This window comes from Crystallibacter permensis (assembly GCF_025960875.1).
GTDB classification, from domain to species: Bacteria; Actinomycetota; Actinomycetes; order Actinomycetales; family Micrococcaceae; genus Crystallibacter; species Crystallibacter permensis.
Genome location: NZ_JAODLR010000014.1, coordinates 39,849 through 57,747, shown reverse-complemented (window position 1 = coordinate 57,747; position 17,899 = coordinate 39,849). Strand labels below are relative to the sequence as shown.

The following is a 17,899-nucleotide window of genomic DNA, read 5'->3' as shown; positions in this document are numbered from 1 at the left end:
TGGACCACATGTCCTCTGTGGCATGTTTGTGGTCCCGCGTCTCTACCTGCAACAGGGGGAACCGATGCTTGAATGGCTCGTCATCAACAGTTGGGTCCTATGGCTGGCTCTGTTCCTTGTCCTGGCGATCGTCGAGATGATGACGCTCGACCTATTCTTCATCATGATGTCCTTCGGGGCCCTGATCGCCTTATTCACCGCGCTGCTCGGCTGGCCATTCTGGATCCAGGTGGTCGTGTTCTGCGTGGTGGCGCTGCTCATGGTTCTCGTGGTGCGTCCCGTAGGGCTGCGCCACCTGCGCCGCGGTCCCCGGGACCAGGCCACGAACGTCGACAGGTTGATCGGAGAATCGGCCATGGCGCTGGAACCCGTCACGGACCACTCCGGCATGGTCAAGATCGGTGGCGACACCTGGACGGCACGTTCGAGCGACGGTTCGGCAATCCCGGCCGGAGCGCGGGTAGCCGTGGCCCGGATCGAGGGGGCCACCGCCGTCGTCTACCCTGCCGCGGAGCCAGGCCCTTACCCGGCCCAGTAAACCGGCGAAGGTCCAAGGGCGCATCAACGCACTCAGCCTCACGGATGGCTCAGCATCCGAACCACAAGCTGATGCGAATAACAACTGAAGGGGAGCTATGGATAGCAATATCGGCATTTGGATAGTGCTGCTGGTCCTGATTATTTTCGTGTTCATTGTGTTGGTCCGCGCCGTCCGGATCATTCCGCAGGCGCGCGCCGGCGTAGTCGAACGTTTGGGCAAATACCAGCGCACGCTCAACCCCGGACTGACCATCCTGATCCCGTTCGTTGACCGGCTCCTGCCCCTGCTGGACCTGCGCGAACAGGTCGTGTCGTTTCCGCCGCAGCCCGTTATTACCGAAGACAACCTCGTTGTCTCCATTGATACGGTCATCTATTTCCAAGTGACCGACCCGCGTGCCGCGACGTACGAGATTGCCAACTACATCCAAGCCGTCGAACAGCTAACCACCACCACGCTGCGAAACGTCGTGGGCGGGCTGAACCTCGAAGAGGCGCTAACTTCCCGGGACCAAATCAACGGCCAGCTGCGCGGTGTGTTGGATGAGGCTACCGGCCGATGGGGCATCCGCGTTTCTCGCGTGGAGCTCAAGGCGATCGATCCTCCTCACTCCATCCAGGATTCCATGGAAAAGCAGATGCGTGCAGACCGGGACCGTCGGGCTGCAATCCTGACAGCTGAAGGCGTCAAGCAGTCGCAGATCCTCACCGCTGAAGGTGAACGCCAGGCGGCCATCCTCAAAGCTGAGGGCGATGCCAAAGCAGCCATTCTCCGTGCCGACGGTGAATCCCAGGCGATCCAGAAAGTCTTCGACGCCATACACAAAGGCAATCCGACCCAGAAACTGCTCGCGTACCAGTACCTTCAGACGTTGCCCAAACTTGCGGACGGATCCTCCAACAAGTTGTGGATCATCCCCAGCGAAGTCGGCGAGGCGCTCAAGGGTATCGGCAGCGTCTTGGGGGCGGCGACGCCGGACGGGGCAAGCCCTGATGGTGCCGACGGCGGTCCGGGCGAAGACGCAGCGAGTCCGACACGAGGCCTGTTGTGAAATGTTCGCCTTTACCCATGTGGCCATTCCGGACTACAATTGGTTGTTTGCCGCGAAGCTGATGCCCGCTGCCGACCGGGAACAGTTGATGGTCCGGAAGCGTTGAAGGTAGTGCGGGTCATGCCGGGACGGTGCATTTCACCGCCCCACCATAAGACAAGAGGGAGAGATCATGAGCGATCGTAGCCTGCGGGGTATGCGTCTCGGAGCGCAGAGCATGGAGACGGAATCCGGTGTCGAGCCGGCGCCGCGTCAACGGGTGGAGTACCGTTGCGAGGATGGCGAGCAGGTCTTTGTTACCTTTGCCGCCGAGGCTGAGATCCCCCCGACCTGGGTTTCCAAGACCGGCAAGGAAGCGTTGCTCGTCAATGGCGAAAAGCCCGACGACAGCAATGAGAAGGCCGTCCGGACCCACTGGGATATGTTGCTGGAACGCCGCTCGGTCGAAGAACTGGAGCAGATTCTCGAGGACCGGTTGAACATTCTGCGTGAACGCCGCGGCGAACGCCGCTCCGCCTAGAACATAGGCGCAGCTGAGGGAGGAGACTGGAAACGGTCTCCTCCCTCAGCCTTTAAGCTCTGCTGGTCAGCTTGTGCCAGCGGGAACGGAGTCCCCATTTCGTGACAAGGATGATCGATTCAAACACGATCCCGCCACTCATCTTCGAGTCCCCGAATTCGCGTTCTACAAAAGTGATCGGAACTTCCCGTACATCGAGTCCGGCCTTGAGCGTTTTCCAGGTTAGGTCTACTTGGAAGCAGTAGCCCACGGATTCGACCGACTCGAGATCGATCTTCTTCAGTGTCTCCGCACGGAAAGCATTGAAGCCACCGGTAATGTCCTTGACCCGGACACCGAGCAGGATCCGCGAGTACAAGCTGCCGCCGAGTGAGAGCAGCTTCCGGTGCAGCGGCCAGTTGACCACCTTGCCTCCCCGGATCCACCGTGAGCCTTTGACCATGTCCGCACCGCGGTCCAAAGCATCCAGCAGACGCTGCAACTCTTCGGGTTGGTGGGAACCGTCGGCATCCATTTCGACCAGAACGTCGTAGCCCGCGTCGAGACCCCAACGGAATCCGGCGATGTAGGCCGCGCCGAGTCCTTCCTTACCCTGCCGGTGCAGCACATGGACTGCGCTGTCTGCGGCAGCAACGGTGTCCGCCGCCGCTCCGGTGCCATCGGGAGAGTTGTCGTCGACTACCAGGACGTCGATGTCGGGCGCTACGGCCCGGAGCCGGTCCAGGGTCCGAGGCAGGGACTCAATCTCGTTGTACGTCGGAATGATGGTCAGGACCCGCACTCAGCTGCCTTTCAATCTCGCTACTGTTGCCGCATATTATGGCGCGGGCATGTCCGCGGGACCGGGCCGAACGCCAACGGTCCAGTATATGTCATCGTTTATATGTCATCGTTCCTTGCTCCAGCCGCGCAGGGCGACGGGCCAGCATGGAAGAGGGTAGGTTCGCGCGCCTTCGGGCCAGGGACCGGATCCGCGAAGCGGACGGAACCTGTTTTCTACTGACGCGCAAACCTACCCGTTGGAAGCACCGGGCATCCAGCCGCCGGGCAGAATCTTCACTCTGCCGCTGGCGTGCATTGTTCTGGCCCGGAGCCCGGCCTGGGTCATCGGCTTATCTCTAAACGACCCATTGAGCTAAAAGCTTACGTGGTCAGAACTGGGTGTCAATGTGGCTTTGACCTGCATGTTTTCCCATTTCTGCAGGTCAGTACGGCAAGTCGGAATGCGCTGGCATGAAGACTATTTTCCGGCTATTCCGTCCGCCCGGTTGGCCGGTACACGCTCAGGAAGCCAGGCGACCGTCTCCGTCGTAGACCGCGTACCCGTCCACTACGGTGCGTGAACAAACGGGCAGGACATCGACGTCCAGCGAGGGCAGCATGGGTGTGCCGGCCCGCGCGTCCGTGCTCCAGGACGAAACTCTGCTGTCGGGCGTCTGGATCGAGAGCTCGGCCACTTCCCACACGGTGAACGTGGCGGGTGTGCCGGGCGCCAACTGGCCCTGCATGGGATTCGGCTCCCGCGCCGCCCGCCAGCCGGCCCGGGTATGGGCAAGGAAAGCAGCCCGTGCCGAGATCCGCTGTTCCGGGTTGTGATGTTCCAGACAAGCTTTTACCGTCGCCCACGGGCTCTGCTCCGTGACCGGTGCGTCCGATCCCAGACAGACAGGAACGCCTGCCGTCTGGAGCGTCCCGATGGCATTCATGCCCAGGGAAGCCTGGGCCCCGAGCCGGGATGCGTACATACCGTCCGTGCCGCCCCAATAGGCGTCGAAGAGCGGCTGCATGCTTGCAGTGACTCCGAATTCCAGCAATCGGTCGACTGCTCCGGACGACATCATCTCGACATGCTCGAACCGGTGCCGGGCCGAGCGGACCGGGGCACTTCCGACCCGATCGGCTGCGATCTGCAGGGCCTCGATGGCCCGGTCGAGCGCTGCGTCACCAATGACATGGAAGCCGCCTTGGATCCCCGCTACGGAACAGAGCTCGATGTGCCGGGCTGCTTGTTCCACGGTGAGGAATAGCTCTCCGGCCTCATCGGGCCGGTCTTGGTAGCCGCCATGCACATAGGCGGTGTGTGAGCCGATGGACCCGTCAATGTTGAGGTCGCCGGCCAGACCCCTGAGCTTGTTTCCGAACAGCTCGAGGATATCTTGCAGCTGCTCCGCCGATTCCGCCAGCTGCCCCCAGTACGGAAGGATCCTGGGGAGCGACCGGTATTCATCGTCCGCCAACGCAATCAATTCCTGCAGGTCCTCGGCCGGAGCAATGTGCGGGGCTCCCATTTCCGCCAGGGCCACATACCCACGCGACGCGGCGTGGTTCAACGCCAGGCGCTGTAGGTCCTTCCGGCGGCCGGCCGAAGGGTTATGCGCGGCTGCGCGGACCAATTGGTGGGCGCGAGTACGCGCCAGCCCGGTGCCGTCCCAGCCTTCCTCAGCCTGCAACCCGAGCCTGGCGGCGAAGGAGGCGGAAACGGCTCCCGAGTGCACGTCAACCCGACTGAGGTATACGTCCTGTCCGCCACCGGCGCGCTCAAGTTCGTCAGCTGAAGGCGGCCGGTCTTCGGGCCAGCGGCTCTCTTCCCAGCCATGCCCGAGCACCGGGGACGCGCCTGAACGCGCAGCGCCGGCAACGGCGTCGAGGAGCTCGGCCAATGAGTTGCAACGGGACAAGTCGAGCGAGGTCAAAGCGAAACCGGTATCCGTGACATGCGCATGGGAATCTACGAACCCCGGGGCCACGAGCCGGCCCTGCAGGTCGATAATCTCCATCTTGCTGTCGGCGATTGACGTTGCTGCCTCTTCGGAGCCGATCCACGCAACCGTACCGCCGTCCACCAACATGGCTGTGGCGTAGGGGTCCGCAGGGCTGTACACGGAACCGTTGCGGTACAGGGAAAGACCGGATGCTGCCGGGCGTTCGGGCAGCTGGGACTCACTCATGAAACTCCAATCAAAGGTAAATCAACAAAATGTTCATCATCACGCCGGAACCAGTCGGCACAGCGTCGACGACGGCGGATTCGGTGGACCAATTGCCCTTCGGGGCGGACGGTTCGCCTATTCCGCGACTGCGGAATAGGCCACCACGCCGCGCCGGACCAGAACGATCGCTTGCCGGCTCAGTGCGGCCATCCGAGGGTCAATTTCGGGGACTTTGACCAATTGGTCAAGTAGATCGATGACCTGTTTTGCCCAACGCACGAAGTCTCCTGCCGCGAGCTCAGTCCCTTGGAGGGCAGCCAGCAGAGACCGTCCTTGCGCCCACTTGTACATGGGCCAGATGAGGCCAAGTTCTGGTTCACCGCTGAGCGGCAGCTTGTGTTGTTCCTCCCTGTCGGTCAGTACCGACCATTCTTTGACCGCAATATCGACCGCGGATTCGAGCGACACGCTCGGCATCTTCGGACGGATTCCGGTCTCCTCCCGTTTGGCTTGGAAAACCAGGCAGGAGACAAAAGCGGCAAACTCGGCGGCGTCCAGGTCTTCGAAAGCACCGTTTTCAATACACAACGCCACGAGCAGGTCGCGGTCGCCGTAAATCCGGCGGAGTCTGTTGCCGGCCGGGCTGATGGTGACTCTGCCGTCCGGAGTGGTTTCGAGGTAGTCGTAGGTGTCCAGCAGGTCGCAGACGCGGTCGAAAGTTTTGGCGATGGTATTGGTACGGCCTTGGATCTGCCCCATTAATTGGTCCGTCTCCCGCCGGAGCTTCCACCAGCGTTCGGACCAGCGGGCATGGTCTTCACGGTCGCTGCAGCCATGGCAGGGGTGGGACCTAAGTTTCCGGCGCAGCTCCGTAATCTGTTGTTCCTGCCGTTCCGAACCCGGCCCTGCAAAGTTCTGACGGTCGCTTCCCCTCCGCGGCGGCCTGTTTTCATGCAGCGCATTGCGCAGTGACGACGCCAGATCACGGCGTTCCTTGGGGCTACGGCTGTTGAACGTCTTCGGCACCCGGATAGTGGACAGGACCTCGACCGGGCCTTCGAGATCCTGGGCCGAAATTCGCCGGATCTGCTTGTCCATCGTCAGGACTGTGGGCCGCGGCTCGAAGCCGGACGCGTCCGGGGTCAGGATCACGGCGTATCCCTCGCTTCGTCCGCCGGGAATATCGATGATGTCGCCCCGTCGCAGGCGTTCGAGAGAAGCGGCTGCGGCGGAACGCAGGTGCCGGGACCGGGACTTTGCCGATTGGGTTTCCACCTCTTTCAGCTCCCGCCGCAACCGCGCGTACTCAGTGAAGTCGCCGAGATGGCACGTCATGGATTTGGCGTACCCGGCCAGAGATTCTTCCCGGCTGCGCACTTGCTTCGCCAGACCAACCACGGACCTGTCCGCTTGGAACTGGGCAAAGGAGGTTTCCAGTATCTCGCGAGCCTTTGGCCGGCCGAACTGGGCGATGAGATTGATCGACATATTGTAGGTCGGGCGGAAGCTGGAATTGAGCGGGTAGGTTCGGCGCGAGGCAAGTCCGGCCACCGCCGCAGGATCCGTCCCCGGCTGCCACAGGACCACCGCGTGGCCCTCGATGTCGATACCCCTGCGGCCGGCCCTGCCGGTCAGCTGGGTGTATTCGCCGGCCGTGATGTTGACGTGGGCTTCGCCATTGAACTTGTCCAGCTTTTCCAGCACGACAGTTCGGGCGGGCATGTTCACGCCCAGAGCCAGCGTTTCGGTGGAGAAGACGGCCTTGACCAAGCCGTCCGCGAACAGCTTCTCCACCACTTCTTTGAAGGTCGGCAGCATGCCGGCATGGTGGGCCGCCAGGCCCCGCACCAACCCCTCGCGCCAGGTCCAGAAACCGAGCACGCCCAGATCTTCCTCCGGTATATCCTGGGCCGCTTCGTCCACCCGCCGGACGATCTCATCGCGCTCAGCCTCGGTGGTCAGCCACAATCCGGCATCCAGGCATTGGCTGACCGCCGCATCACAGCCGTTCCGCGAAAAAATGAAGGTGATCGCCGGGAGCAGGCCTTCCTTATCGAGCCGCGCAATGACCTGCGGACGTGAAGCCCTGCGCACCCGGCTCATGGGCTGCTGGGGCCTCGCCGGTGCGCGTTTCCCCCGGCGTGCTCCAGCCCGGCCCCAGTTGGCCGCCCGGTTGAGCTTCTGCTCGGAGTAGGCCAGCTCCAGCAGCTCGGGGTTCACCTCGAAGCGGTCCGCGGCTCCGGTTCCGGCCGACATTGCCGGTGCCGCCTCATCAAAGGCAACGTCCGAGGCAAAGAGGTCCAGAATATCCGGTCCGACCATCACATGCTGCCACAGCGGCACTGGCCGGTGTTCCGATACCACCACGTCCGTATCCCCGCGCACGGTATCAAGCCAAGCGCCGAACTCCTCTGCATTGGATACGGTGGCCGACAGCGATACCAACTGCACGCTGCTGGGCAGATGGATGATGACCTCTTCCCAGACAGCACCGCGGAAACGGTCGGCCAGGTAGTGGACCTCATCCATCACAACGTAGGCCAGTTCGTCCAGTGTCTGGGAATTCGCGTAGAGCATATTGCGCAGAACTTCAGTGGTCATCACCACCACGTCAGCGTTCGGATTGATGGAAACATCCCCCGTCAGCAGCCCGACGCGTTCGGCACCGTAGACGTGGACCAACTCCGTGTATTTTTGGTTGCTCAGCGCTTTGATGGGGGTGGTGTAGAAGGCCTTCAGGCCTCGCTGCAGTCCCATGTAGACGGCGAACTCGCCGATGACGGTTTTGCCGGCGCCGGTCGGCGCTGCCACCAGCACTCCCCTGCCCCGTTCCAGTGCCTCGCAGGCCTCACGCTGGAAGGGATCCAGTTCGAATCCCAGGGTTTGCGCAAACGCGAAGAGCTTGGTCTTGGAATGGGCTGCCCTGGCTGTTGCCGCCCTGTACCGCTCGGATGGGGAACTCATATTAGAAGCCTAATGGCATTCGCAGCGGAAGAGAGCTTCCACCGGTTCAGGCCTCCGCAGGACCCTCAAGATCAGTCAGCGGTGTTGCCTTGTCTGCAGACGCTTCCACTTCCTCCTCGCGTTCCTTCTTTTTCCGTGCACGCCGCTTGTCGTTGAGAAGGCAAACGCCGACGGCGACAAAGAACAGGGCCAGCAGCGGGCCCGCCAGCAGGAACATGGACATGGCATCCGGACCGGGCGCTGCCATCGCGGCAACCACACACACGACGAAGACGACGATGCGCCAGCTCTTGATGACTTGCCGTCCGCTGACAAGGCCAGCGAAGTTGACCCCGACCAGGACTACGGGCAGTAGGAAAGCCACGCCCAGGGACAGGAACATACGCATGACAAAAGTCAGGTAGTCCGTTGCCAGGATCTGGTTCACACCCCCGACGGGCGTGAACATGGTGAGAACCTTGACGATCTCCGGCAGCACAATCCAGCCAAAGTAGATGCCGAGCAGAAACAACGGCACAGCGGCCACCATGAAACCGAGTGTGTAGCGCCGCTCTTTCTGTTTCAGGCCAGGGGTGATAAACGCCCAGATCTGGTAAATCCAGACCGGTGAACTGACGAGGAATCCTAGAAACAGGGAGACCTGTATCTTCAGGTCGAAGGGAGACCCTACGCTGCCGTAGTTTATTTCCGCACGGCGGCCCTCAACGGACGAAATTTCGATCAGCGGTTGCTGGACCGCGACCATTACCGGGTCGTAAAGGAACCATCCCCCGATGGCGCCGAGAAGAATAGCAATGCCGGATACAATCAGCCGGTTCCGGAATTCCTTGATGTGCTCTTTGAGCGCCATCCGTCCTTCAGGATTGGCCTTGCGGCTTTTACCTCGAGACATTGGCCTTACTGCTGGTTGGGCGGCGGCGTTCCGCCGTTCGCGTTCGGCGCCTGATCCCGGTTGTTCTGGTTTCGGGGCGGATTCACCACGCGGCCTTCAACGGCGTCGTCGTCAGCATCATCCTTGGACGGGTTTTCATCCTTCATCTGCTTGACTTCGGACTTGAAGATCCGCATCGACTGACCCACGCTGCGGGCAAGACCCGGGAGTTTGGGAGCTCCGAAGAGCAGCAGGACAATGATGACGAGAATGATGATTGTCCAAGGGTTATCGAAGAGTCGTCCCATTGGGTGGTTCCTTTCGTTTCGAGTACATCCTACGTTATGAAAGCCTGACGTCCCTGAGTGACTGCCTCTGTCCGGCGGCAGCCCTTCTGGCTACCCGTTTGAGCCGTCTGGCCTCGCGTCGTTCCGCCTTGCCCGAAACATAGTTTTCCCGCGCCTCCGCCGGGTCAAGAAAGACTCCCGGCACAATGGTGCGCGGCTCTGCCGCCTGACCATTATCGGGTACGTCGAAACCAGAGCCGAGCTTGCCCGCCGCCGCCTCGAAATCCTGCAGAGTTGCCTTCAGTTGGCGGAACAGCCGGAAACCCAGGTAACCGACGAAGAGCAACGCGAGGGCACAAAGAGCAACCCAGAGCAGAATCCAGAACCACCATGACATGCTTACGAGTCTAGTCCGTCCAGCTTTGAATTTTCCGAATAGACCTCCAGGGCAGCTGCAAGCCACTCGCGGGCAGCCAGCGCCAGGCTCGCTGGCTTGAGGACGCTAACTTCACCGCCGTGACGGGCCACCAAAGGTGTGATGATCGCCGTCGAACCCAGGCGAAGCTCCGCCACAATGTCGCCGTTGTCCAAGGCGACGCGGCGTTCGGCGTTGTAGTGTTCGGCGAGCTCGGCCAGCCGAGCCGAGATCTTCAAGACCACGAGTTCGTCCGTGTCTCTAGGGGTAAAGAGTGCCTGGGGAAATTGCGAACTGCGCGCCTCGGGCTGCTGGAAGTGCTGTCCGGTCCTGCGCAGCGAGCGGATCCTGTCCGCACGGAACTGCCGGATTGCCTGTTGGCCATGGCACCACGCTTCGGTATACCAGTGGCCATCGACAGCAAACACCTGGACCGGGTCGATGTCCCGAACCGTTATTTCATCCCGGGAAGGGACCAGATATTCAATGGTGAGCGTCTCACCGACAGCCACAGCATCCTGCAGGGCGAGGACTTCCTCCGTCCGGGTGTCGGCGTCAAAGTCCGCAGCAATGGCACGGTGCAGGCCATGGTCGCCGCCGGTCGCATCCAGCAGTTTGCTCAGCGCGCTGCGCAGTGCGGGCCGCTCCCCCACTCCCGGAACGGTTTCGAGCGCCTGCAGGCCCACCACGAGCGAAAGCGCTTCGTCGATACTCAGCCGAACGGGCTGGGCTATCTCGTCGGCATTGCCGATATAGATAGAGCCGTCCTCCCAGTAGGCGTCGATCAGCTGGTCCGGCCCATAACCGGGAGCCCCGCAGACAAAAAGCAGGCTGAGATCCTTGCCCAGCTGATCCGGGCTCACTCCGAACTTCTCTGCGGTCTCGTTCAGAGGTGCACCTGGATGGGCACTCACGTAGGACACCAGATCAAGGAGCCGCGGAAGGCGGTCCAAGGACGAAGATTTTGTCCGCGCCGGCCTCGCTGCGGCGCCGAGATCGTACGACGGCGGTGCGTGGGTCATCGACTCAAGCGCACCGTTGAAACGCCGGATGACGGCGTCTTTCAGCTCGCTCGGATCGACCGCAAGGGCGTTCGCTCCATGCGAGGCAACCTCTTCGGCAAACGTCTCGATGTCGCCGAACGTGCAGGTCACGGTGTCCCAGCCGTTCGGCCCTGCGGCCACAGACGATGCGGTGGTCCGAAGGGAATGTGCATGTCCTTGCCGAAGGAGCAGTGTGGCAGTGCCCTGCTGCTTTTCGGGGACCAACGACTCCAGCGCGGAGCGCATCGTGAACTCTTCTGGAACCAGGTAGCTGCCGGAGAGCTTCCTGACCTTCGAACTTATCCGCGTCAAACGGAAGGTGCGTTCGTCTCCGCGGTCAAGGTCATTACCCATCAAGTACCAGTGGCCGAAGCGGTTGCCCAATCCCCACGGTTCGACCCGCCGTACCGACACTTCGCCGGAATTGGCCGCCCGGTATTCGAAGGACACCGGATACCTGTCCATGACGGCCTTCAGCAACTCGTCGAATGCGGGCTCGGCCGTGCGGATTCGGGGTTCAATTCCGATAAGTGAATCGCCTTCCGCGAGGGCGCCGCGGACGTCCAGCCGGCGTACTGCTCTGGCTGCGGCGGAGCCAAGCGATGCCTGCTGCCAGATACGCGAAGCCAGCGAAAGCACAGCTGATTCCTCCGGGGTGAAGGAGAGCTCGGGGAGACGATAGGTTTCGCGGTCGATGCGGTAGCGCGTAAGACCAGAGTCCAGGTCAAAGAAGGCATCTTCGGTGAAAGTCTGGACCGGAATGCCCATTTCGCGCAGGTCGTCCTTGTCCCGTTCGAACAGCCGGTTAAAGGCCTCCTCGCTCGAAGCCTCCCTATACGGAGGTATCAGCGCGTGTAGCTCTTCTTTGCTGTACCCGCGTCTGCGTTCCAGCAGGGCGATCAGAAGATTAAGCAGGCGTTCGGTTTTGGACGCGGACATAGCCTCAAGGGTACTTCCAGCTTCCCGATGCAAGCGAAGTTAACGACGGCGGGCGGAGTAACGATGAACTAACGTTACTCCGCCCGCCGCTGGGCCTCTGATGCGGTTACCGCACGCCCAGCAGGTCGACTACGAAGATCAGCGACTCACCCGGTGCAATGGCGCCACCTGCGCCCCGTTCGCCGTAGGCAAGCTCCGAGGGGATCTCGAGGCGGCGGCGGCCGCCGACCTTCATACCCAGCAGGCCCTGGTCCCAGCCTTGGATAACCTGGCCCACGCCTACGCGAAAGTCGAGCGGCGCGCCGCGGTTCCAGGAAGCATCGAATTCTTCGCCGGTGGACCAGGCGACACCTACATAGTGCGTGGAGACGGTGTCCCCGGTCTTGGCCTCTGCGCCGGTGCCGACGATGATGTCCTCGATGCCCAGCTCCGTGGGCGCATCCGTGCCCGGGAAATCGATTTCGGGCTTCTTACGATCGTATTCGCGCTGTCCAAACGACATCTGTAGGGTACCTTTCCTAGCGGTTATGGCTGGTTGTTACTTTACTTCGACCAGTTCGACGTAGAAGATCAAGTCTCCCGAAGCGTCCCCTTGCCCTTGGACATATGCTAGTTCCGTAGGAATGGACAGCATAACTTTTGCCCCTTCCTTGAGCCCGGTCAGGCCCTTGGTCCAGCCTTCGATGACCCCGTTGAGCGGGAACTCAGTCGGCTCGCCGCGGGAAAAACTTGAGTCGAACTCCTTACCTTCGGCCCAGTTCCAGCCGGCATAGTTCGCCTTGACTGTGCTCTCGGCGGTGGCTTCCTTGCCATCGCCCTCCTCGATGACCTGAACGATCAAGTCGTCCGGCGCGTCGACGCCCTCCGGAATCTTGACGGACGGAACGCCCTTGTCATCGAACGATATTTCGGGCAGCTTACCGGCTTCTTCCAGTTCGGCCACTTCTGATGCCTCCGCTTTTATGCCCTTGTCTTTGACTCGATCGACAGTAAGGACCAGCAACTGAGGATTCTGCGCCGCAGCACTCGCACCGGTAGATTCCACCGGCTTTTGGTAATAAGCCACATTATCGCCAGGTTTTGAACCCAGTAGAGCGTCGTACAGTGAAGGCTCCAACGACTTCATCTGCTCATTTAGCTCAAAAGTCTGGGCTGTAGGGGAATCATAGGTGCCTCCGGCGGATTCGCCTGTCACGGCATCATATTGGGCAAAATGAAACCGGATCCACTGCCCGTCAACAGCGCCTTCGCCTTCGCCTTCATTCACTACCTGAGCCGCTGATTCAGGCAACTCCAAGGGTGCATCGAACTCGACTTTAGGGGCGGAGCCGGCATCAGTTGCTGTGATCGTCACGTCATCCAGACTGTCCGAGCCGGAGCCTTCGCTGTCGGCACTGCTGCATGCGGTAAGCAACAGCGCAAAGGGCAGCATGGTCGCTAGTATTTTGCGCACATTTCAACTTTCGTGAGGTGCTGTCGGGGGCACGGCAGATCGGATGGACCCGCGTTGGTCATATTCTGACAGAGATAGCTGGACAGTTCCTCAAAGTGAGGCCAGCAGAGCCTCGACCCTGTCATCAACGTTCTTAAAGGGATCCTTGCACAGGATGGTCTGCTGGGAACGGTCATTGAGCTTCAGATGGACCCAGTCCACTGTGAAATCCCGCCCGTGTTCGCGCGCGGCACGGACAAAATCCCCGCGGAGTTTGGCGCGGGTGGTCTGCGGCGGATTGTCGACCGCTGACTTCACCTCGGGTTCCTGCACGACGCGAGCGGCTTCGCCACGCGCCTGAAGCAGGAAAAACAGCCCGCGCCGCCGTGAAATGTCATGGTAGGTCAAGTCCAGTTGCGAAATCCGGGCTGAATCCAGGTCCAGCCCGTGGCGCTGGCTGAAGCGGTCAATGAGCTTCTTCTTAATCGCCCAGTCAATCTCTGTGTCAATTCCCGAATAATCCTGCGCTTCGACCGCGGCCAGAGTACGTTTCCACAGGTCAAGAATCCGTTCCACATGGGGACTGTGCGCGCCGTTGGCACGAACGAACTCCCGGGCTTTGTCCAAGTACTCCTGCTGCATCTGGAGGGCGCTCATTTCTTTCCCATTGGCAAGTTTGAGCGGTTTGGAGCCGGTGAGGTCGTGGGAGATATCACGGATGCTGCGGATTGGATTCTCCAGCCGAAGGTCGCGCATGATCACGCCGGCTTCGATCATCCGCAGCAAAAGATCCACCGAACCGATCTTGAGCATGGTGGTCGTCTCGGACATGTTCGAGTCCCCGTTGATGACGTGCAGCCGGCGGTAGTACTCGGCGTCCGCGTGCGGCTCGTCACGGGTGTTGATGATGGGGCGGGAACGCGTCGTAGCGGAAGAGACGCCTTCCCAGATGTGGTCCGCCCGCTGCGAAAACGCGTAGATCGATCCGTTCTGGGTTTTCAGCACCTTGCCGGCCCCAACCAAGACCTGGCGGGTGACCAGGAACGGTATCAGAATGTCCGCAAGCCGGGAGAACTCGAGTTTCCTCGGGATCAGATAGTTCTCGTGGCTGCCGTAGGAATTTCCGGCGGAATCCGTGTTGTTCTTGAAAAGGTAGACGTTGCCGTCAAAGCCCTCATGCCGTAGTCGGTCCTGCGCCTCATTCATGAGGTCTTCGAGGATCAGTTCTCCAGCGCGGTCCTGAGCGATCAACTGCGCTACGTCGTCGCACTCTGCAGTGGCATATTCCGGATGCGACCCGACGTCCAGATACAGCCGTGAGCCGTTGGTCAGGAAGACATTCGAAGACCGTCCCCATGTCACTACCTTGCGGAAGAGGTAGCGGGCCACTTCCTCCGGCGACAGCGGACGCGAGTCCGGCGCAGAATAGGAGATGCCAAACTCGGTCTCGATGCCGAAGATCCTTCTGTCCATGTCAGTCCCCCAAAATATCCGTCACCTCTGCAATGGACAGCCGCCGGAAAGCCCGGCGGCTGCCGCGGCTGGACATCGGGTCCCGGTCAAGGACCGCTACTTCCAGCATTTCCGGGCCGAGCCGGCGCTGGCCGGAAGCCCCTCCGTTGTCAGGAAGGTGCCCTTCCAAAGCCCCCGCAGCCGCGCGGATGACCCCGGCAAAGTCCTGACCCGCATCCCAATCCGACCGCAGTGTCTCATTCACCGCGTCGATCTCGCCGCCCATGACCACGTAATCCGGTTCGTCCGCGATGGAGCCGTCGAAAGTGAGCCGGTAGAGATGGTCTTCCGCTTGCCGAAGTCCTACCTCGGCCACGGCAAGCTCCACTTCGAAGGGTTTGCTGTCGGCAGTGAACACGGCGCCTAGGCTCTGTGCGTAGACGCTGGCGAGGCCGCGGGCGGTGACATCCTCCCGATCGTAGGAATAGCCCCGTACATCGGCGTACCGAACTCCTGCCTGGCGCAGGCTTTCGAACTCGTTGTATTTGCCAACGGCAGCGAACGCGATCCTGTCGTAAATTTCGCCGATCTTATGCAGCGACGGGGACGGGTTCTCGGCGACCAGGGCGATCCCCTCGCTGCAGCTGAGAACTACAACGGAGCGGCCGCGCGCGATTCCCTTCCGGGCGAAATCCGCCCGGTCCTTCATCAGTTGTTCTGGCGAGACATAGAACTGTTGGGTCATGGTTTATGCCTCCCGTCCGGCCACGGCGCGCGAAGCGATCACGGCTTCGGCGGCGGCGGCAAGTACACGTTCCGGGATGCGTTTGGCTCCGGCCGAATTTACCGCGTAGACCACCGGCCACAGCTGCCGGACCACATCCGGTCCGCCGGTCGCGGAGTCGTCGTCAGCAGCGTCATACAACGATTCCACCGCGACAGACACGGCGCGGTCCTCGTCCATATTGGGCTTCCAGAGCTTTTTCAATGCTCCGCGGGCGAAGACGGACCCGGACCCTACGGAATGGTGTTCGAGTTCCTCATAGCGCCCGCCGGTCACGTCGTAGGAAAAGAGCCGCCCCATATGACGGTCTGTATCGAATCCTGCAAACAGCGGTATCACTGCCAGGCCCTGCATCGCCATCGGCAGGTTGCTGCGGATCATGGCACCCAACCGGTTTGCCTTGCCCTCCAGGCTCAGCAACGTGCCCTCGATCTTCTCGTAGTGCTCCAGCTCCACCTGGAAGAGGCGGGTGACGTCGAGGGCGATACCGGCCGTGCCGGCGATCCCCAGGACTGAGTAATTATCGGCAGGGAAGACCTTTTCGATGTGCCGGCTGGCAATCATATTTCCCATGGTTGCCCGCCGATCGCCGGCCATGATCACGCCGCCGGCGTAGGTCATGGCGACGATCGTCGTGGCATGCGGCGCCAGGTGTTCGGCATTCGACGTGATGCCGGGCGCCGAACCGCGTCCGGGCAGCAGGTCAGGAGCACTGCGGGACAGATACTCGGAGAACGACGCCGTAGCCGCATGGGAAATTTGGGAAAATGTGGAACTATGTCCGCCAGCCGGCAAGTTCATGGGCTACTGTCCGCCCTTCTGGACAAAACCGCGCACAAACTCCTCCGCGTTTTGCTCGAGGACACCGTCGATTTCGTCGAGCAGATCGTCCGTGCCTTCGGTTTCCGCCTGTGCGGCCGCAGCAGGGGCGGGCTCCGGTGTTTCGGGCGCCTCGTCGTACTCTTCTTCCTGAGTGCGGCCTTCTACGTTCTTGCGGTCCTGCGTTGCCATGACTGCCTCCTTGGTCAGATTCGACGGCTATTGAGTTCTTATTCCTTATGTTGCCACGTCAGGGGCGCTTTCCGGCCCGAGCAGCGCCGAAATAAATTCTTCGGCTGAAGCGGCCTGATCGAAGAGCGGCCCGGTGAGCTCGCGCGTGCCTCGCAACGGCTCTCGGGTAGGGATCCGCTGCAGCCGCCGGCGGCTCGGCAGATCGAAGATCACCGAGTCCCAGCTGGCGCCGACCACTTCCTTGGGGAAACGCTCGATGCACTTGCCGCGGAAGTAGGCGCGGGTATCCGACGGCGGCTCATGCACTGCCTCGGCTATTTCGTCATCTGTCAGAAGCCGCTCCATCTTTCCCCGCTGGGCCAGCCGGTAATACAGTCCCTTCTCGGGCCTGACATCGGCATACTGCAGATCGATCAGTCCCAGCCGGGAATCCGACCACTCCAAGCCATCGCGGTCCCGGTAAGCCTGCAGGAGCTTGAGCTTGGCGACCCAGTCCAGCTGGGTGGCCGCCTCCATCGGATCGCGCCGCAGTGTCGACAGCAACGCACCCCACCGCGCCAGGACATCGGCCGTTTGCCCCTGGTCCGTACCGTGTCTGCGGCAGTGCGCCACAGCCGCTTCGAGATAGATTTCCTGCAGGTCAAGACCCGTGACCATGGCGCCGTCCTTGAGCGCAACTTTCTGCTGCAGTGTCGGATCATGGCTGATGGCCTGCAAGGCCTGGACCGGTTCGCTCAGTTGCACGTGCGGCGCCTCGCCGTGCTCAATCATGGAGAGGACCAATGCCGTGGTGCCCAGCCGCAAGTACGTGGAGACCTCGCTCAGGTTCGCATCTCCGATGATGACGTGCAGCCTGCGGTACTTGTCCGCGACGGCGTGTGGCTCATCCCGGGTATTGATGATGGGGCGTCGGATGGTAGTCTCCAGCCCTACTTCCGCCTCGAAGAAGTCGGCCCGCTGGCTGATCTGGAAGCCCCGGTGCCGGCCGGTCATGCCCAGGCCTACCCTGCCCGAGCCGCAAATGACCTGGCGCGAGACGAAGAACGGGATCAGCCCGGTCACTATTTGCCCGAACGGCAGGCTGCGGGGCATCAGGTAGTTTTCGTGCGCGCCGTACGAGACTGCCTTGTTATCAGTGTTGTTCTTGTAGATGTTGACCGGAGCGAAACCGGGCGTCCGCGCGATCTTCTTCAAAGCTTGAAGTACGACGACGTCACCGGCTTTGTCCCACAGCACACCCGCACGGGGATTGGTGACTTCCGGGCTGGAGTACTCCGGATGGGCATGGTCGACATACAGCCTGGCACCGTTGCTGAGCACCATGTTCATCAAGACGCCGGAGCCTGCGGACTCTTCGGAGTAGAAGTCGTTTGAGGGCGGGCGTCCGCCCGACAGGGCTATCTGTTCGGCGTCAAGGACCGGCGGCATGTCGGTTAGCTGCGACGGATCCGCGTTCTCCCGTGCCACTGACCAGCCGCGGGCGTCGTGCAGAGGTTCTTCGTCGGTGTAATCCCAGCGAGTTCCCGCCAGGTTTCCCATACCGCTGCGGACGGTGGCTGCGTAGGCATTGATGATTTGGGAGGAGAGCACGGTGGAATTGGCCAGCGGATCGGTCGGAGCATGGATTCCATACTCCGTTTCCGTTCCCATCACACGGTT

The 17,899-nt window shown here is 61.5% G+C and carries 17 protein-coding genes; 3 read left to right on the top strand and 14 right to left on the bottom strand.

Features of this window, described 5'->3' with window-relative positions:
* Positions 1–64: 64 nt before the first annotated feature.
* The 3 genes from B0G38_RS15595 (at position 65) to B0G38_RS15585 (ending at position 2,112) form a co-directional block, all read left to right on the top strand.
* On the top strand, positions 65–538 hold the full coding sequence (locus tag B0G38_RS15595) for an NfeD family protein (protein ID WP_169998500.1): 474 nt from the start codon (positions 65–67) through the stop codon (positions 536–538).
* Between the two features lie 97 nt (positions 539–635).
* A complete protein-coding gene (locus tag B0G38_RS15590; protein WP_264670250.1) occupies positions 636–1,592 on the top strand; it encodes an SPFH domain-containing protein in 957 nt (318 codons plus the stop codon).
* A 172-nt stretch (positions 1,593–1,764) separates the two neighbouring features.
* On the top strand, positions 1,765–2,112 hold the full coding sequence (locus B0G38_RS15585) for an RNA polymerase-binding protein RbpA (protein WP_074702362.1): 348 nt from the start codon (positions 1,765–1,767) through the stop codon (positions 2,110–2,112).
* 52 nt (positions 2,113–2,164) lie between these two features.
* Here the strand turns inward: B0G38_RS15585 and B0G38_RS15580 are convergent, their stop codons facing one another.
* The 14 genes from B0G38_RS15580 to dop all read right to left on the bottom strand — a co-directional run bounded on the left by B0G38_RS15580 (position 2,165) and on the right by dop (position 17,890).
* Positions 2,165–2,893 carry a polyprenol monophosphomannose synthase gene (locus B0G38_RS15580; protein ID WP_264670249.1) on the bottom strand — a complete coding sequence of 243 codons (729 nt, stop codon included), beginning with the start codon at positions 2,891–2,893 and terminating at the stop codon, positions 2,165–2,167.
* Between the two features lie 502 nt (positions 2,894–3,395).
* Positions 3,396–5,060, bottom strand: coding sequence for an amidohydrolase (locus tag B0G38_RS15575; protein ID WP_264670248.1), 1,665 nt, complete (start codon positions 5,058–5,060; stop codon positions 3,396–3,398).
* Positions 5,061–5,177: 117 nt separating this feature from the next.
* Positions 5,178–8,006, bottom strand: a complete 2,829-nt coding sequence (locus B0G38_RS15570) for a DEAD/DEAH box helicase (RefSeq protein WP_264670247.1) — start codon at positions 8,004–8,006, stop codon at positions 5,178–5,180.
* Between the two features lie 46 nt (positions 8,007–8,052).
* A complete protein-coding gene (gene tatC, locus B0G38_RS15565; RefSeq protein WP_264670246.1) occupies positions 8,053–8,856 on the bottom strand; it encodes a twin-arginine translocase subunit TatC in 804 nt (267 codons plus the stop codon).
* 47 nt (positions 8,857–8,903) lie between these two features.
* On the bottom strand, positions 8,904–9,185 hold the full coding sequence (tatA, locus tag B0G38_RS15560; RefSeq protein WP_264670245.1) for a Sec-independent protein translocase subunit TatA: 282 nt from the start codon (positions 9,183–9,185) through the stop codon (positions 8,904–8,906).
* A gap of 34 nt (positions 9,186–9,219) precedes the next feature.
* A complete protein-coding gene (locus B0G38_RS15555) occupies positions 9,220–9,561 on the bottom strand; it encodes a hypothetical protein (RefSeq protein ID WP_264670244.1) in 342 nt (113 codons plus the stop codon).
* Positions 9,562–9,563: 2 nt separating this feature from the next.
* The gene (locus B0G38_RS15550) at positions 9,564–11,561 is read right to left on the bottom strand and encodes a helix-turn-helix transcriptional regulator (RefSeq protein ID WP_264670243.1); all 1,998 of its coding nucleotides are present in this window, start codon (positions 11,559–11,561) and stop codon (positions 9,564–9,566) included.
* 106 nt (positions 11,562–11,667) lie between these two features.
* A complete protein-coding gene (locus tag B0G38_RS15545) occupies positions 11,668–12,063 on the bottom strand; it encodes an FKBP-type peptidyl-prolyl cis-trans isomerase (RefSeq protein ID WP_169998483.1) in 396 nt (131 codons plus the stop codon).
* Between the two features lie 36 nt (positions 12,064–12,099).
* The gene (locus tag B0G38_RS15540) at positions 12,100–13,014 is read right to left on the bottom strand and encodes an FKBP-type peptidyl-prolyl cis-trans isomerase (protein WP_264670242.1); all 915 of its coding nucleotides are present in this window, start codon (positions 13,012–13,014) and stop codon (positions 12,100–12,102) included.
* A gap of 90 nt (positions 13,015–13,104) precedes the next feature.
* Entirely contained in the window at positions 13,105–14,466 is a 1,362-nt protein-coding gene (gene pafA / locus B0G38_RS15535) for a Pup--protein ligase (protein ID WP_264670241.1), read from the bottom strand.
* 1 nt (position 14,467) lies between these two features.
* Complete coding sequence (gene prcA / locus B0G38_RS15530) at positions 14,468–15,190, bottom strand: proteasome subunit alpha (RefSeq protein ID WP_264670240.1); 723 nt, start codon at positions 15,188–15,190, stop codon at positions 14,468–14,470.
* Between the two features lie 3 nt (positions 15,191–15,193).
* Positions 15,194–16,030 (bottom strand): proteasome subunit beta, encoded by an 837-nt coding sequence (gene prcB, locus B0G38_RS15525; RefSeq protein WP_264670239.1) that lies wholly within the window; start codon positions 16,028–16,030, stop codon positions 15,194–15,196.
* A 3-nt stretch (positions 16,031–16,033) separates the two neighbouring features.
* Positions 16,034–16,240: a ubiquitin-like protein Pup gene (locus tag B0G38_RS15520; protein WP_169998474.1), complete on the bottom strand. Its 207-nt coding sequence runs from the start codon at positions 16,238–16,240 to the stop codon at positions 16,034–16,036.
* A gap of 45 nt (positions 16,241–16,285) precedes the next feature.
* Positions 16,286–17,890 carry a depupylase/deamidase Dop gene (gene dop / locus B0G38_RS15515; protein WP_264670296.1) on the bottom strand — a complete coding sequence of 535 codons (1,605 nt, stop codon included), beginning with the start codon at positions 17,888–17,890 and terminating at the stop codon, positions 16,286–16,288.
* Between the last annotated feature and the right edge of the window lie 9 nt (positions 17,891–17,899).

Coding starts and splice junctions, on each gene's coding strand:
- B0G38_RS15595 (WP_169998500.1), top strand. CDS start 65: ATGCTTGAATGGCTCGTCATCAACAGTTGGGTCCTATGGCTGGCTCTG.
- B0G38_RS15590 (WP_264670250.1), top strand. CDS start 636: ATGGATAGCAATATCGGCATTTGGATAGTGCTGCTGGTCCTGATTATT.
- B0G38_RS15585 (WP_074702362.1), top strand. CDS start 1,765: ATGAGCGATCGTAGCCTGCGGGGTATGCGTCTCGGAGCGCAGAGCATG.
- B0G38_RS15575 (WP_264670248.1), bottom strand. CDS start 5,060: ATGAGTGAGTCCCAGCTGCCCGAACGCCCGGCAGCATCCGGTCTTTCC.
- B0G38_RS15570 (WP_264670247.1), bottom strand. CDS start 8,006: ATGAGTTCCCCATCCGAGCGGTACAGGGCGGCAACAGCCAGGGCAGCC.
- tatC (WP_264670246.1), bottom strand. CDS start 8,856: ATGGCGCTCAAAGAGCACATCAAGGAATTCCGGAACCGGCTGATTGTA.
- tatA (WP_264670245.1), bottom strand. CDS start 9,185: ATGGGACGACTCTTCGATAACCCTTGGACAATCATCATTCTCGTCATC.
- B0G38_RS15555 (WP_264670244.1), bottom strand. CDS start 9,561: ATGTCATGGTGGTTCTGGATTCTGCTCTGGGTTGCTCTTTGTGCCCTC.
- B0G38_RS15550 (WP_264670243.1), bottom strand. CDS start 11,561: ATGTCCGCGTCCAAAACCGAACGCCTGCTTAATCTTCTGATCGCCCTG.
- B0G38_RS15545 (WP_169998483.1), bottom strand. CDS start 12,063: ATGTCGTTTGGACAGCGCGAATACGATCGTAAGAAGCCCGAAATCGAT.
- pafA (WP_264670241.1), bottom strand. CDS start 14,466: ATGGACAGAAGGATCTTCGGCATCGAGACCGAGTTTGGCATCTCCTAT.
- prcA (WP_264670240.1), bottom strand. CDS start 15,190: ATGACCCAACAGTTCTATGTCTCGCCAGAACAACTGATGAAGGACCGG.
- prcB (WP_264670239.1), bottom strand. CDS start 16,030: ATGAACTTGCCGGCTGGCGGACATAGTTCCACATTTTCCCAAATTTCC.
- B0G38_RS15520 (WP_169998474.1), bottom strand. CDS start 16,240: ATGGCAACGCAGGACCGCAAGAACGTAGAAGGCCGCACTCAGGAAGAA.
- dop (WP_264670296.1), bottom strand. CDS start 17,890: ATGGGAACGGAAACGGAGTATGGAATCCATGCTCCGACCGATCCGCTG.